Raw genomic sequence first — 15,697 nt, forward strand, 5'->3', positions numbered from 1 at the left:
GAGATAGCGGTCATTGTACGCCAGCAGACGGAGTCGGTCAGGCGCAGGTTGGCTCGCTACGAGGTGGAGGCATCGCGGGTCTGCAGATGCCTCTTTCCGCAGAATGAGATCTGACGGATACCTGACGTCCGTTTCCTTAGCAATTGTCGCCCAGTCGACAGCTTCCGCCGCCTTACAACCAACTCAGCAAATCTCACGCCAAATAGCTGATCGAGCCAAAGAAAACTTATATGGCAGCTTTTCAGCTATGTAGTCTGAGGCCAACAAAAGATTGGTACAAAAAGCCTGTCGCGGACCCGACAAGATGGTCGGATGTGTTACTTGAGACGCTAGGCGACAGGGGGGTGTCAAGCGAAGTGAGGATTTGACCCCCGCATTGCCTCAAGCAAAAAGTTACCGATAGTGTCCCTGTTCCGAAAGGGACGGACAGGTCGTGCCATTCCGGTTCGGGGACGGTGGCGGGGCTCAGCATGGCGACACGGTCGGAACTGACAGCGGCGATCGTGGAGCGTTATCGAGCGGTGTGTCGAGATGACCAGCGGCGCATTCTGGACGCGGATTCCCAAGCTGACCGGTTGGGTATTCCGATTTGAAGCCGGCCATCATTCCGGAATGAAACCGGCCACGATTCCGATCAATATCCGGCCACTTTGAAGGTCTGAAGACAACCACCTGGGTCAGCAACTTTGGCATGACTGTCCTTTTGAAGACGGGGCCGCTGCCAGAAGGGGATGGATGACGAAGGCCTCGAGCTGCTGCTCTTCCCGGCGCCGAAGGCGGCGTCGCAAAGCCCCAGCCGGCCGGTTCCCGATTGGGCCCATGTGGAGAAGGAGTTACGCCGCCGCGGCGTAACGCGGGTGCTCCTGTGGGAGGAGTATCGCGCCGCCAATCCCGACGGCTTTGGCTATACCTGGTTTTGCAAGACCTTCGAGGCCTGGAAAGACCGCGCGCCCGACGATGCGCCAGACCCCGCTGGGGCTTCCGCAAAATAGAGGTGATTGACGAGTGCATGCACGCCGATCCAGTCGGCCAGGCTCTCGTATCGCTTGCCGCGCTACTTGAGCTTCACAAGCTCTTGATCGAACGCCATTTTCGGCAAGGCTCTTCGGATGGTTTCACCATCGCGGAGGCGCAACATGAGAATCTGCCACTCCCAACACGATCTCTCGTGGTCGTTCACCAACTCAGCTTGCCGCTCGACTCGCAGAAGCTGAACGGGCTGAGTTCAGCGCAACGGACCATCGTGATTGCCCGGCTCGCCAACGTACTGATGGCCGCCGCCGGCGTGGCAAAGGAGGAGAGCTGCGATGACGAGCGGTAATCTGATTCCGACTGCCGTCCTCAAGCGCAAGGCCGTCGTCCAATGTTTTGATTTCTTCAGTTACCCAGTCTCGCGTTCTTAACATTCAAAGGCAACGATTTCGGCTCCTCCGGCTGACGCCGGAGTGCGGCCGTAGACGTGCAACTTTCAATGCGACAGTGGGTATCGGAGAAGGCAGCAGAATCCCTATTTAGAAGTCGGAAAGCCGATCTATCAGATCACCGCCGCTTTTCCGACAGTCCGCCGTTCGAGTAACCTACAGAAGAACCCATTCATTCCAGCGCTGAACAAGCTTCTCGCCGTTCGTCACGCCGTCTGATCCAACGTCGGCATACCACTTGTTGGAGACTGGTATGCTAGCAGCCAAGGAATCAGGGTGACTGGCGAATTGTCCAGATCCAGTATCTGATGCCGGAGAAGCATGTCGCCCAGCCGCATGAGGATGGCCCTCCATACGTAGTCGGTGACGGTCACGATTCGGCTGAGCTGGCGCGGCCGGCCGAACTCGATCATCTGGCGCAGAGCTGTAACTACCGACAGCAATGCTGGCCGCTCCCTTTTTCGGACGGGCGAAGCAATTCGAAACCGAATCCGCTGTGCTTATACCATCCTTTAGACCGCCGGAAGATTAAGTTTCCGACATGTATCACGGCGGCGGGTAGGGCGCCATCGGGGTTGATCGTGCCGAACTCGAATGGCTGCTCGACGCTATCCCGAGAGACGGTGATTCAATCTCCGGTTGTGTCCTAAACTTGTCCGGTTGAAGACGCCTATGTACGGAACCTGACACACTGACATGCAAGTATTCCGTGTCGCGGCGCGAAACACATGGTTTTGCCCTCTTACTTGCACGATCTCTTTGTTGGCTCGCCGATTGCATGGCGCGGTTGAGTATCCGTGACGAAGATTGCGATCTGGCGGTTTCGGACCGAGGAAGTCCATATGAAACCTGGTCAATCGATGCAACTCAATGATACAATCGAAGCTTTGCCCGCTTCTACACCTATCCGTTGCATCGGCAGATCGACGTCCCGCAGGGCGGCCGAAAGGGCTCGAGGCTCGTTCGCCGCACGCATTTCCTTTACGATCCGGCCATTTCGTCGACCACACAGATCGCGGTCTCTCCAAAGTTACCAGTTCCGCGGTCATTCCCCAGCAGCAGCTTTGGTTGCTTCGATTCCGACGGGCGTCATGAGGTGCTTCGCGCACCACCTACAGGGTGGAGGACGCCGAGCCGCTTCAGCCGAATCGGGCAGGCGGACGTGGGCCTGCAGCGGAAACGAGACGATCTGACGATGACAGGGGATGTTGAGGCGACGCTCGCTAACCTGACGCGCCATGAAGCGCTTGTGGCGTTCGACCCAGAAGCCGGGAGCCGTTCGCTGCTTGGCGGCTGCACCGGCGGGGCGCGAGGCGTTAAGACGAGCTGTTCCCCTCCAATAAATCAAATCCAAGTGAATGAACATGACAGTAATCAAACATTAGGGAGTAACTCATGCGGGTAGCCGTCGTTAATAATTATGATTGTACGGGCGTGATCAATCGGTTCGGCCAGCCTCGTCCGGAGAGACGTGACCGCGAGACCGTCGAAGGCCTGGTGGCGGCACTGCAAGAGGGTGGCCACGAGACGCTGCTGTGCGAAGGCGATAAAGGATTGCTCACAACGCTCGAGCGGTTCATACCACCCGATCCGCAGGGCCGCCCTTCGGGAATCGCCTTCAACTGGGCGGGCGGAATTCAGGGCGAGTGCCCTTATACCCACGTTCCGGCCATGCTCGAGATGGCGGGCGTTCCCTACACCGGATCGAGCCCACTCGGTTATGGGCTGGCGGATGATAAGGTGGTCGCCAAAATGCTCATCCGCAGTCGCGGGGTTCCGACGCCGAACTTTCACGTAATGCGTGTTGGCACAGAGAATACCAGCGAACTTCGATTTCCAGTGGTAGTGAAGCCGCGTTACGAAACCGACAGCTTGGGATTGCAGCTCGTACATCAGCCTGCTCAGTTGAGGCAGGCCGTAGAAGTGATCGTCAGGCAGTATGCGCAGGATGCGCTTGTGGAAGAATACATCGACGGGCGAGAAATCGCTGTCGCGCTGCTCGGAAACGAAGAGCTCGAGGTGTTGCCTCTGGTGGAGCTGGACTTCGGCGAACACGAAACACGCCTTTTCGATTGGGAAGCGAAGAACATGGGGGTCGCGGCCCCGCTCCCGATTTGCCCCGCGCAAATCGAGAGCGGGCTTGCGACGATGCTACGGGATATTTCTGTTGCGACCTTCCGTGCTTGCCAGTGCCGGGACTATGCCCGCGTCGACCTCCGGATCGATCGCTCCGGCAAGCCCTTTGTTCTGGAGATTAACGCCATGCCGGGGCTCGGCACGACCGGCTTTTTTGCCTTGGCCGCGAGGACCGCCGGACACAGCTACTCAAGCTTGGTAAATCGCATTCTGGATGTAGCCCACACGCGGTATTTCGGAGTCGGCATCCCCTAGCAGGCCGTTCATGCCGACGCAGGAACTTGCGCGCCGGCATCGTCATCCTGCACCGCATGTGGGTCGATGCGACCGAGTTCCGCCAAGTCAAGCAACCTGCCTCCGCGGCGGCTTGAATGAGACGACAACTGGAGGGACAAGAAACCAGGGTTCGCCCGCAAGGGTGATGTCCGGATCGTCCGCGGCGACGATGGGCAAGGCGATCTCGTTGAGAGTCCAGAGCCTGTGGGTCCAGATGCCCGCAAGGTCGCGGCACAGATTGAGACGCCTCGCTCTCCTAAGCCCGTCATGCGGCGGCCCATCGCTGCCGTGAAGACAAGCGCGTGACCCGCGACGATACGATCCGGAAAAAGAACAGGAGCAGCTTGACGTCAACGATCCCAATCAGAGAGGACTCTCAGGAATATTTGGCCCTTTCGCTTTGCGTCGGCGCCGTTTGGCAGGTGCCGGCCATCTGGAAACGCGATGGCAACATCCGGGAGATTATATTGGCGACCTGAATCCCATATGGCGCATATTTGGCGAGCAGCGGCTTGTACTGCATCCGTCCATCAACATAGTCCGGCAGAAATTGAGCAAAGCAAGTGCAGATCAAAGACGTCCTTCTTGTGGCTGGCAATGGTGCATTTTTCTATGACGACCAAGCTGCGATCAGGGCCGGGGTCCCGCAGGACGGTTTCATCTATGTGGGCGAACCTGTCACATCCGGCTTCATAGCCATTCGCGTTCCAGCATCTTCGCTTAGCGTCGGATTGGTTCTTACCGACGACACGGTTGTCTGGGGCGATATGATGAGTGTCCAGTACTCTGGTGCTGGCGGACGCGATTCCTTGTTCGACGCCGATCGAATCTCGTACCTGACGTCGCAGGTCGTGACGCGGCTTGTTGATGTTGACGCGTTTCGCTACCTTGATGCCTGTGCGAAGGTCTTCGAGCCATTCGAACAAGAGCGGCTACCCCTCGCGCTTGAGTATGGCGTCAGCCAGGCTCTGCTTCGCGCAGCGGCACATCTTCAACGCACGACAATGGCGGAGATCATATGCGCGGAGTTTGATCTGCCGCTACCGATGCGCAGAGTCCCGATTTACTGCCAGAGCGGCGATGCTCGCGAAATCAACGTCGACAAAATGATTCTAAAGGCGGTGGATGTGCTTCCCCACGGCCTGATAAACTCACGGCAGAAATTCGGCGCAGCCGGACAGACATTCGTGGAGTTTGTCAAGTGGGTTGCCACGCGCACGCGTGAAATCGGCCGGCCGGGTTATCATCCGGTGCTGCATTTCGATGTGTATGGTTGGATAGGGCTGGAATTCGGCCTAGAGCCGCAGCGGATCGCCGACTTTATCTGCGGGGTTGCCGATAACATTCCGGCCTTTACGCTCAATATCGAGTGCCCGGCGGATTTTGGCTCGACGCAAGCCCAAATTGATAACTACGCCCGGATTGTATCGATTTTGGATGACCGGGGTTCCAGCGCTCGCATCGTCGTAGACGAGAGGTGCAATACGCTTGAGGATATCCGGCTCTTTGCCGAAGCAAAAGCCGCGCATCTCGTCCAAATCAAAACCCCCGATGTCGGCTCAATTGCCGACACAGCGCGTGCCGTTCTCCTGTGCAAGGCAAACAAGGTCGGAGCGTATGTCGGAGGAAGCTGTACCGAGACAGATCTCTCCGCACAGGCTTCGGTCCATGTATCAGTGGCGACCCAGGCCGATATGATGCTTGCGAAGCCCGGAATGGGTGTCGATGAGGCATTCTCAATTGTCGGGAATGAACAAAACCGGTTGCTGGCGATACTGAACCGTCGCCGCGCCAAGACGACGACGTTGGATGAAAAGCGCGGTGTGTCGTGATGCAGAGCTACCTTGGGGGGATCACCGTTGTTGCCGTGGAGCAGGCCGTGGCCGCGCCTTATGCATCGTCTCGGCTTGCGGACGCAGGCGCCCGGGTCATCAAGATCGAAAGGCCCGAAGGGGACTTTGCCCGAAACTACGACAAATTGGTGCGGGGACAGAGTGCTTACTTTGTCTGGCTCAACCGGGGTAAGGAATCGGTCTGTCTGGACCTGCGATCGGAGCCGGACCGAGCCGTCCTCGAAGCGCTCATTGCCGTTGCTGACGTCTTTATCCAGAATCTGAAGCCGGGCAGCATCGAAAAACTGGGTTTCGGGTCTGCGGATCTCCGTCGACGCTTTCCGCGGCTGATCACCTGCGACATCTCCGGTTTCGGGGAGGGGGGGCCGTTTTCTCATCTGAAGGCTTATGATCTTATCGTCCAAGCCGAAACAGGTCTATGCGCCATCACCGGTACGCAACAGGGACCGTCACGGGTCGGGGTGTCGGTTTGCGATATCTCCGCAGGCATGACGGCGCATAGCGCCATCCTCCAGGCGCTTTACCACCGCGAGCGGACAGGTGAAAGCGCAAGCATACAAGTCTCGCTATTCGACGCCGTCGCCGACTGGATGAACGTACCGGTTCTGCAGCACGACCATAGCGGCTACCGGACGGTTCGCGCCGGCGTGAACCACCCGTCGCTAGCCCCTTATGGCGCCTACCGTTGCGCCGATGACAAGGAGGTCATCTTCTCGGTTCAGAATGACCGCGAATGGGTAAATTTCTGCGAGAAATTCCTTAAGCAGCCGGACCTTATACGCGGACCCGGTTTTGCCGATAATATGGAGCGGCTCGGTCACCGTGCGCAACTTGATGAGATGATTGGGAAACGCTTTTCTGAACTGTCCTGCCATGAAGCGATGCGGGAGCTTGAGGCGGCCGGCTTGGCATATGGCCGACTGAACGAAGTGGCAGATGTTTCAAGCCATCCACACCTTCGCAAGGTGCAGGTTGGCACACCCGAAGGAACCGTCGAGACGATAGCGCCGGCGGCGATTTTCAACTCTGAGCGCCCCTCGCTGCGCCCAGTTCCTGCTCTTGGCGCTCATACCGACGCTGTCCGCGAGGAGGTTCTGGGACTTTTGCGCGAAAGAGCCGCGTCAGCGTGAGCGCGCGTCTTGGCAAGGCAAGTGCGCTCGCGACTTATAGAGAACGTTCATACTTCGGCTAATGCCAGTGCGTTGGCCGCTCATCGCCCTCGCTAAAATCGACCGCAGAGGCGACTTCATGATCAAGGACACTTTAGCGGCCGTTGGAAGTGCAATGTCTGTACCCCGCTGGAGATCCCTGCTCTTCGTTCCCGCTCACGTTCCGCGCTTTGTGGAGACGGCCAATGAGCGCGGGGCAGATGGCGTCATCCTCGACCTGGAGGATTCCGTCCCCCGGGATCAGAAGGGCGAGGCACGTAAGCGGCTTCCTGAATCCGTGGCAAAGGTGGCTCGCCAGGACGCATCTATTTTAGTCCGCGTGAATCGTGGTTTGCGTGCTTTGGCGGCCGATCTCGATGCGGCCGTGATGACGGGTGTTGACGCATTGGTTCTTCCCAAAACGGATTCGGCAGAGTGGGTATTAGAGATCGCGAATGCGGTTTCGGAACTTGAACGGGAAAGAAATCTTCCGCTGGGACACATCCGGTTCCTTGCCCAGATCGAAACCCCGGGCGCCTTGCAAAGGCTCGGTGCCATTGCCTCGGCGCACCCCAGGATGGTCGCAATGGCGCTCGGTCCCGAGGACTTCAGTGCAGCTGTTGGCGGCTCGCCGGAGTTCGACCTCCTGTTGACACCGAACCTTTCTGTTCTGTTTGCCGCCCGCGCGGCCGGCTTGCTCCCGCTGGGCTTTGTAGGGAGCATCGGCGAGTTCTCGGACACTCGTAAACTTCGTGAAGCCGCGGCGCATGCGCGGCGGCTTGGCTTTGCCGGAGCTTTGGCGATCCATCCGACACAGGTGGTCATATTTAACGAGGCTTTCTCGCCAAGCGCACAGGAACTCGAGTGGGCTCGTCGTGTCGTCGCGGCGGAAAACGATGCCGCAGGGCGGGGCCTGTGTGCCTTCGCGATAGATGGCAAGATGATTGACCCGCCGGTCGTGCGACGCGCCCACGAAATCCTAGCCCTTGCCGGCAGCAACTGACCTATGCCTCTGCTCAACGGCCGGGACAAGGCGCCTGTCCCGGCATGGGCTCGGCAGTATTGCAGCTTGATTACCATCTTGTTTCGAGATAGATACAAAGAAACTGGGGAGTGCCTCAGCTGGGTGCCTTAAACCGTGGATATTAGACAGTTAAAATATTTTGTCGGCGTAGTGGAAGCAGGCAGCTTCACGAAGGCAGCTGCGCTCCTCCACGTCGCCCAGAGCGCCCTTAGCCTGCATGTGCGTCAACTGGAGGAAAGCTTCGGCACTCAACTGCTGGTACGCGACAGGACCGGCGTCAGCGTGACGGCCTCCGGAATAAAACTGCTTGAGCGGGCGCGGTCGATTCTCAAGGAAATTCAGCTCACTGAGGCGGAACTGACCAATTCGGTGGCTGCTCCCTCCGGAGAGGTGACCATTGGTATTCCGTCCGGAGCCGCACGCGTCCTTAGTGGTCCCCTGATTGAGTCGGTAAGAAGCGAATTGCCGAGGATTTCGCTTAAGATGATCGAGGGCATGACCGGACCGCTGGAGGAGTGGATGGCTGCTGGACGCTTCAATCTGGCGGTTCTCTACCGCACCGCGGACAGTGTGGGGCGAATGACGGTCCTGGCGCGCGAAGAGCTCTGTCTGGTCGTGCCGTCGGATGAGCCGCCTTTCGCAGACTCGATATTTCTGGCGGACCTGCATGCGTTCCCGCTGGCGGTTCCCATGCGCAATAACAATGTCAGGCGTTCGGTGGCTGACGTCGTCGCACAACACGGTTGCGCGCTGGACGTCAAGTTTGAAGTGGACTCGCTCTCTACGATCATCAACATGGTCATAGAGGGAAAAGCCCATTCTATTCTCGCCCCCTCGGCCGTTCAGAAAGAAGTCTCTCAAGGGCTGTTGCGGACGGTCAAGATCGTCGATCCAATGATTACCCGCTCCGTCGTGCTTGCCGTAAATCCGAAAGATGAGCGTTCTGCGGCCGTGTCCGCCGTCGGCAAGCTCATCCCCAAGGTCGCCAGAGAATTAATTGAGAGCCGGGGCTGGGCAGCCGCGGCTCCTGACGCGGCCTGATAATCCTCGATCTATATGGCAATGCCATGACGATGACTTCTTGCGGCGATCAGAATCAGATCGATCTGGATTCCAGATAGAGTTCGCCAATATTCCATATTTGACCCGCCGCGACCATCGCGATGAAACTGCAGAGAGAGCGAGCGAGCCCATGGTCCCGATATCGGCTGGTCTCGCACTGGGCAGATTACAGCAAGTGGAGCACGCGATGTCAGACGCCAGGAGCCACGAGCTCTTCATCAACGGCAAATGGCGGGCCGGTGGTAGCAGAGCCACATTGCCGGTGATTAATCCGGCAACGGAGAAGGTATTGGCCTCGGTGGCCTCGGCGACGGTGTCGGATCTGGATGAGACCCTCGCTTCGGCGGAATGCAGCCGCAAGGCTTGGTCTTCACGGCCTGCAAAAGAGCGTGCCGAAATCCTGGTAGCAGCCGCAAGAATCTTGGCAACGAAGATTGAAGCAGCAGCCAGGGAGCTGTCGGCCGAACAGGGAAAAACGATTGCCGAAGCGACAGGTGAGTACGCACGCGCCGTCGAAACTCTGGAATGGAACGGCAGGCATGCCGAAGAGCTGTCGGCCCCGATTCCGATGGGTCCGAACCGGATGATCGTCCCGGAGCCGCTCGGTGTCGTTGCTGCCTTTACGCCGTGGAACTATCCGGCCGTTCTCATCGCCCGCAAGCTGGCCCCCGCGCTGGCGGCAGGCTGCCCGGTGATCCTCAAAGGGGCCGAAGAGACACCGAGCGTGGCGGTCCATATCGTTGAATCGTTGCACGAAGCAGGCATCCCGGAGGGCGTGGTCAATCTGGTCTTCGGCGTGCCGGTGCATATATCGCGGCATCTGCTCAGTTCGCCAATCGTGAAGGTCTTGACTTTCACGGGCTCAACCGCGGTTGGAAAGCAGCTGGCCACGCTCGCCGCAAATAATTTGCAGCGTTGCATCCTTGAACTCGGTGGGCACTCCCCGGTCGTTGTGTGTGAGGATGCCGACCTGGCAAAGGCGATACCGGCAATTTCGGAATACAAGTTCGAGTGCGCGGGCCAGAGCTGCAATGCGCCTAGCAGGATTCTCGTCGCTCGGTCTCTCTATGAGCAATTCTTGTCCCGGATGACGGAAGCAGCCCGCAAGATCAGGATCGGCCAACCGGACGACCCTGCAACGGAGATGGGACCGATGGCAAACGCGCGGCGAATCGAGGCCATGCAGCGTCTGACCAAGGATGCGGTCGATCGCGGCGCCCGCATTGAGACTGGTGGAACCCGCCTCGACGGACCGGGCTTTTACTGGCCGCCAACTATCCTGACGGGCGTGCCGAAGGATGCCAGAGTGCTTCATGAAGAGCCGTTCGGACCGATCCTCACCGTGGCTCCGTTCGATACGCTCGAAGAGGCCATCGAGGAAGCCAACGCCACTGAGTATGGCTTGGCCGCTTACTTCTTCACGGACGCTGCCGATACGCAACGAAAGCTAACCAACAGTCTTTCGGCGGGCGCTGTCAGTGTGAATTACCTGAAAGGGGTTTCAGCGGATGCGCCTTATGGAGGCATCAAACAGAGCGGCTATGGATACGAAGGAGGCGAGCAGGGGGTACGGAGCTTCCAGATCTTGAAAATGGTCAACGGCCTCAGCTCATTTGGATGAGATCCGGTGGGAAATAGATCACGGAACATCGTCGGCAAGGACATCACAAGGAGCGTGGCAGACGCCCTTCAGTACATCTCGTACTATCATCCTCCAGATTATATCCGCTCACTTTCGCAGGCATATTCGCGCGAACAGAGCCCAGCGGCAAAGAACGCAATAGGGCAGATTCTGCTGAACTCCCGCATGGCGGCCTTCGGAAGGCGGCCGATCTGCCAGGACACCGGCCTTGTGGTGGTCTTCGCGAAAGTCGGCATGGATGCCCGGATCAAATCAACGGCCAGTTTCGCAGACCTCGTGAATGAGGGCGTCCGTCAGGCCTATCTCGACCCGGACAACCCCCTTCGGGCATCGATCGTTGCCGATCCGCTCGCCGGACGCGTCAATACTCGCGACAACACGCCGGCGGTCGTCCACGTCGACCTTGTACAAGGTAACCAGATTGAGATCACCATTGCCGCAAAAGGCGGCGGGTCGGAAAACAAGGCACGTTTTACCACCTTGAACCCCAGCGCCTCCGTTTCCGACTGGGTGATTGACACAGTCTCGACGCTTGGCAGTGGGTGGTGTCCGCCCGGACTGATCTCCGTTGGCATCGGTGGTAGCGCTGAAAAGGCGATGCTGCTGGCCAAGGAGGCTATGAACCAGCCCATCGATATGGCGGAGTTGATCGCGAGGGGGCCAACAAGTGCGGAGGAGGCACTGCGGATCGAGCTTTATGAACGAATTAATGCCCTAGGCATCGGCGCTCAGGGCCTTGGTGGCCTGACGACAGTCGTCGATGTCAAGGTTGCGACATATCCTACCCATGCGGCGTCCAAGCCCGTGGCGCTCATTCCGCAATGTGCCGCCAACCGGCACCTGAAGTTTACGTTGGATGGCTCTGGACCAATCACGCTGGAGCCGCCCGATTTGCGCGCATGGCCCGACCTTGGAACCGACGAATTGAGCCCAGCCGGCGTGCGAAGAGTCAATCTCGATGCGTTGACCAAGGAAGAGACGGCATCGTGGCGCTGTGGTGAAACGCTCCTTCTGTCTGGAAAGATGCTGACAGGCCGTGACGCCGCCCACAAGCGAATGGTCGAATTGATCGACGCTGGCAGGCCGCTTCCGTTCGATCTGAAGGGACGCGTTATCTACTACGTTGGACCCGTCCGCGCCGTGAGAGATGAGGTCGTCGGACCGGCTGGCCCAACAACCTCCAGCCGCTTGGACGATTTTGCGGAAAAGGTGCTCGCCGAAACCGGGCTTTTCGCGGTGGTGGGCAAAGCGGAGAGGGGACGGGCGGCCATCGAGTCGATCGTAAGATACAAAACGCCATATCTCATCGCAGTAGGGGGGGCTGCCTACCTGATATCGAAATCGATCAAGTCAGCGCGGCTCATTGCCTTCGAAGACCTGGGCATGGAAGCAGTCTATGAATTCGACGTGCAGGATATGCCTGTCATCATGGCTGTCGATGTTGAGGGAAACTCCATTCACAATTCCGGGCCTCTTGAGTGGCGCAAGCGCATGGCGGCGGACAGCATTGCGCGCAACATCGGCGTTTGAGCCTTGCCGGCCAGGCTCCGTTGGTTGGCGTCAATTCCATTGTCGACAACGGCTAAGAGCAGAAGGTCATGAAGTCGAAACCCAATCCTGCGCGCCTGGACGCCTGGGACTTCCGGATTCTCTCAGAGATTCAGTCAGACGGCCGGATCTCAAAAAGCGAGCTTGCAAAACGCGTTCATCTTTCGGCGTCGGCCTGCTCGGAGCGGCTCCGTGCACTCCAGACAGCAGGGATTATTGAGGGGTTCTACGCGCGGCTGAGTCCGGCCCTCATCGGCGGCATGGTCTTTGTCATGGTGGAGGTCGTGCTGGAACGTCATCGCCTCGAGGACCAAAGACACTTCGAGACTGCGATCGGAGAATTTCCGGAAATCCTGGATTGCTGGGCTATCGGCGGGCGGATCGATTATCTGCTGCGCGTCGCATCTCTTTCTATGGCTGCGTATCAGGATTTCATGGAGGGACTGCTGCAGGCAGGCTTGGGGATCGATCAATATTACAGTCTTGTCGTGACCAAACCTGTGAAATCCAATTCGCCGATCCCCTTGTCCGCACTAAGGGAACGGTGAATGCCGAAGCGTGGTTTCTACGGCTTTTGGTCCCGACTCCGCGAATTCGTCGGCAAAGGACATGCATTCCCGCGAAACTGGAGAGGCGTTTGCGGTATGCTAATTGCTAAGGAGGCGGCCGGCCGAGTGCCCACCGCCAATCCATCGCGAGGAGAGGGACTATGCGGTTGAGTAATCTGGGAACCGAGCAACTCAGAGAGAAGGATCGAAACTTCGTCTTTCATCCGTCCACCCATCTGTCCAAACACAGCCGAGGCGAGACGCCAAACCGGATTATGGCCGGTGCGGAAGGCGTGTACATCTGGGATACCGAAGGCCGAAAGAGCCTCGACGGTTTCGGTGGGCTCTACTGCGTCAATATGGGATATGGCTGCACGGAAATTGCCGAGGCCATTGCCAGGCAAGCACACGAATTGCCGTTCGCTCATGTCTATGCAAGTCAAGGAACAGAGCCAGTCGCCCTCTTGGCAGAGGCCGTGGTCGAATATTTTGGTCAGAACATGCGAAGGGTCTTTTTCGGCCTTTCCGGCTCCGACGCCAACGAAACCAACATCAAGCTGGTCTGGTACTACAACAACATTCTAGGCCGCCCTGAAAAGAAGAAGATCATCTCGCGACATCGCGGCTATCACGGGTCTGGGCTGGTCACCGGGAGCCTAACGGGCCTTGCCTTCTTCCATAATTTCTTCGACCTGCCTCTGGATTTGGTTCGCCATACCACGACACCGCATCACTATCGCCAGGCGCATGACGGCGAAAGTGAGGAGGCGTTCTCGAAACGCTGCGCGGATGAACTTGAAGCCCTTGTCCTCGCTGAAGGCCCGGAGACCGTTGCAGCTTTTATCGGAGAGCCGGTGCTTGGGACAGGCGGTATCATTCCGCCCCCAAAAGGATACTGGACCGCGATCCAAAGCGTGCTCGACAAGTACGATATCCTGCTGATCGCCGACGAAGTGGTCTGCGGGTTTGGACGAACCGGTGAGCAATTCGGTTCCCACCTCTATGGCATGCGGCCGGACTTCGTGACCATCGCCAAGGGTTTGAGTTCCGCCTACCTGCCCATCTCCGGGTCAATCATTGGCGACCGGGTCTGGTCGGTCTTGGAACAAGGAACAGAGAAGCACGGCGCTCTCGGCCACGGCTGGACATATTCAGGTCACACGCTTTGCGCTGCGGCCGCGCTCGCCAATATTCGACTCCTAAAGGAAAGAAATATCCTGGAGCATGTCCGCGATGTCGGACCGTATTGGCATGCCCGCATGAATGCCGAACTGGCGGGACACCCCATCGTCGGAGAGGTTCGTGGTGTCGGAATCCTCGCCGCCGTAGAGCTGATGCGAGATCCAAAGCAGAGAATACCGTTTGAATCCGATCTTCAGGTCGGCGTTCGCGCCGCTGCTGCTCTGTTCGAAAATGGTGTCATCGGCCGTGCTATGCCACACGGCGATATCCTCGGCTTTGCCCCGCCTTTGATCATCACCCGTAAGGAGATCGACATAATCGTCGACGCAACCGCGAAATCAGTCGAGACGACCTATCGCGCGCTGAAGGCCGAGGGTGCGATATGAACATGCGAGTGCCGACGGAAGCGAGCCCCGGGTTCGACGCCGTCCCGGGTAAAGTGGTCCCTGGGAGGAACTTTCCCACGGACCAAACGCTTGACGTCAGGCTGGCGTTAGGACTGGTCGCCCATTGGTGTCCCATTGGTGACGAGGGGTTGACAGCGCATTTCGCGCCGAGCCGACCGAAACTGCTAAACTTGAAGCCGTCAGATTCTAAGCATGCTTCGGATAACTTCGATCGCAAGCGATAGCCAAATCAGTTCTGCCGCCGCTGTCCTGTTGCCCAACGATCAGGGTGTTTGTGCGGCGCGCCCTGCCGGTGTACCTCCCCGCCGGCAGGGCGCCTTTTTTGACCCGCTGGATCGCGGTGCCCCATTGGATCTGGGTGATTGTAGCGCGTCCGCAATCGAGAGTTCGAGAAGGAGGTCATCTGCATATCCGGATGGCACATCGGGCTTCGATATTTCTATTACACCATGGGGGCCGCCCACAATCGCAGCTTCGGACCAGCGGCTGACGGCAGCCGGCGTCGAGGTCGCATGCACCTCCTTTCATATGATCGAAGGTCCGGGGAGTAGTCACCGCGGTGAATTTTCTCCAGCGTCGAATATCTTGGGGGGCGAGTCTTCTCGCCGTAGCTGGCAAGAAGCCAGGAAGTCCCAGGTTTAATTGAAACAGCCGCAGGAGAAAATGCAGCTCGTCTTCGAAACTTTGCTGGAAAAGTTGTCTTTGGGCGTTGATGAAGTCGACTTCCATAACGCACTGGCCAGCGCCGCCGGCGCCTTCGACATTCCCGCATTCGCCTATCTGTCTCTGGTGTCTGATCGCGTCACAAAACCCAGGCTGATATCGAACTATCATTCCGGCTGGACGTCGCACTACTTGCGCCACCAATATGAAAGGATTGACCCGGTCATAGAATGGGCAAGATGCAGCGAATGTCCCTTTCAGTGGGGACCGGGATTCGGCCATGCCGGCATTTCAACGCGACAGCAACAGCTTTTCGATGAGGCTGCCGAATTCGGCATCTGCTGCGGACTGACGATTCCACTTGTCGACCGCCGCGGCGGTGTCGCTGCGATGACCTTTGCGGCAGACAGGTTCGATCCGAGCTTTTTGCGCATCGCCGAGCAATATGAACAGGCGCTCGAGATTATGGCGACGTGCTTTCACATTGGCGTTCGCCGCAAGCTTTCGGGTGGTCTGGCGGTGGATGGTGTTTCGCTGACGCCCCGTGAGTACGAATGCCTGGAATGGACGGCGAAGGGCAAGTCCGCCTGGGAGATCGGCTGCATCTTGGGGGTCAAGGAGCGCACGGCCGCTTTCCATTTGGACAATGCGAAGAAGAAACTCGGCGTGCGCACCAAAAATCAGGCGGTGACGCTACTGGCCTCCTCACGATCATCAATCCTCTGAGGAACAGAATCCCTCTTTGATCTACCTGTGCAAATGCACAGGCAGTCGCGGCATGAAGGTT

11 protein-coding genes and 1 pseudogene are annotated in these 15,697 nt (G+C 58.3%); all 12 read left to right on the forward strand.

Translation table 11 applies throughout. The features are described from left to right. Positions 1-725 precede the first annotated feature (725 nt). Positions 726-978, forward strand: a pseudogene (locus tag H0241_RS33430) (IS21 family transposase); the annotation flags it as partial. Between the two features lie 31 nt (positions 979-1,009). Further along, on the forward strand, positions 1,010-1,321 hold the full coding sequence (locus H0241_RS33435) for a hypothetical protein (protein WP_181062009.1): 312 nt from the start codon (positions 1,010-1,012) through the stop codon (positions 1,319-1,321). A gap of 1,495 nt (positions 1,322-2,816) precedes the next feature. Continuing rightward, positions 2,817-3,812, forward strand: a complete 996-nt coding sequence (locus H0241_RS33440; protein WP_181061986.1) for a D-alanine--D-alanine ligase family protein — start codon at positions 2,817-2,819, stop codon at positions 3,810-3,812. A gap of 584 nt (positions 3,813-4,396) precedes the next feature. Then, the gene (locus tag H0241_RS33445; RefSeq protein WP_181061987.1) at positions 4,397-5,665 is read left to right on the forward strand and encodes a methylaspartate ammonia-lyase; all 1,269 of its coding nucleotides are present in this window, start codon (positions 4,397-4,399) and stop codon (positions 5,663-5,665) included. After that, entirely contained in the window at positions 5,665-6,816 is a 1,152-nt protein-coding gene (locus H0241_RS33450) for a CaiB/BaiF CoA transferase family protein (protein ID WP_181061988.1), read from the forward strand. The genes H0241_RS33445 and H0241_RS33450 overlap by 1 nt, the downstream gene beginning before the upstream one ends. Positions 6,817-6,934: 118 nt before the next feature. Further along, positions 6,935-7,837, forward strand: a complete 903-nt coding sequence (locus H0241_RS33455) for an HpcH/HpaI aldolase/citrate lyase family protein (protein ID WP_210285169.1) — start codon at positions 6,935-6,937, stop codon at positions 7,835-7,837. Positions 7,838-7,972: 135 nt separating this feature from the next. Further along, the gene (locus H0241_RS33460) at positions 7,973-8,899 is read left to right on the forward strand and encodes a LysR family transcriptional regulator (RefSeq protein WP_181061989.1); all 927 of its coding nucleotides are present in this window, start codon (positions 7,973-7,975) and stop codon (positions 8,897-8,899) included. 208 nt (positions 8,900-9,107) lie between these two features. Next, positions 9,108-10,541 carry an NAD-dependent succinate-semialdehyde dehydrogenase gene (locus tag H0241_RS33465; RefSeq protein ID WP_181061990.1) on the forward strand — a complete coding sequence of 478 codons (1,434 nt, stop codon included), beginning with the start codon at positions 9,108-9,110 and terminating at the stop codon, positions 10,539-10,541. A gap of 6 nt (positions 10,542-10,547) precedes the next feature. Further along, positions 10,548-12,092: a fumarate hydratase gene (locus tag H0241_RS33470; RefSeq protein ID WP_181061991.1), complete on the forward strand. Its 1,545-nt coding sequence runs from the start codon at positions 10,548-10,550 to the stop codon at positions 12,090-12,092. Positions 12,093-12,160: 68 nt separating this feature from the next. Then, entirely contained in the window at positions 12,161-12,658 is a 498-nt protein-coding gene (locus tag H0241_RS33475) for an Lrp/AsnC family transcriptional regulator (protein ID WP_181061992.1), read from the forward strand. Positions 12,659-12,819: 161 nt separating this feature from the next. Then, entirely contained in the window at positions 12,820-14,226 is a 1,407-nt protein-coding gene (locus H0241_RS33480) for an aminotransferase (protein ID WP_181061993.1), read from the forward strand. 684 nt (positions 14,227-14,910) lie between these two features. Beyond that, a complete protein-coding gene (locus H0241_RS33485) occupies positions 14,911-15,636 on the forward strand; it encodes a LuxR family transcriptional regulator (protein ID WP_181061994.1) in 726 nt (241 codons plus the stop codon). Positions 15,637-15,697: the final 61 nt, after the last annotated feature.

This window comes from Mesorhizobium neociceri (assembly GCF_013520985.1).
GTDB lineage: Bacteria > Pseudomonadota > Alphaproteobacteria > Rhizobiales > Rhizobiaceae > Mesorhizobium > Mesorhizobium neociceri.

Bases quoted from the DNA above. Each gene is read 5' to 3' on its own strand.
- H0241_RS33435 (WP_181062009.1), top strand. From the start codon at position 1,010: ATGCACGCCGATCCAGTCGGCCAGGCTCTCGTATCGCTTGCCGCGCTA.
- H0241_RS33440 (WP_181061986.1), top strand. From the start codon at position 2,817: ATGCGGGTAGCCGTCGTTAATAATTATGATTGTACGGGCGTGATCAAT.
- H0241_RS33450 (WP_181061988.1), top strand. From the start codon at position 5,665: ATGCAGAGCTACCTTGGGGGGATCACCGTTGTTGCCGTGGAGCAGGCC.
- H0241_RS33455 (WP_210285169.1), top strand. From the start codon at position 6,935: ATGATCAAGGACACTTTAGCGGCCGTTGGAAGTGCAATGTCTGTACCC.
- H0241_RS33465 (WP_181061990.1), top strand. From the start codon at position 9,108: ATGTCAGACGCCAGGAGCCACGAGCTCTTCATCAACGGCAAATGGCGG.
- H0241_RS33475 (WP_181061992.1), top strand. From the start codon at position 12,161: ATGAAGTCGAAACCCAATCCTGCGCGCCTGGACGCCTGGGACTTCCGG.
- H0241_RS33480 (WP_181061993.1), top strand. From the start codon at position 12,820: ATGCGGTTGAGTAATCTGGGAACCGAGCAACTCAGAGAGAAGGATCGA.
- H0241_RS33485 (WP_181061994.1), top strand. From the start codon at position 14,911: ATGCAGCTCGTCTTCGAAACTTTGCTGGAAAAGTTGTCTTTGGGCGTT.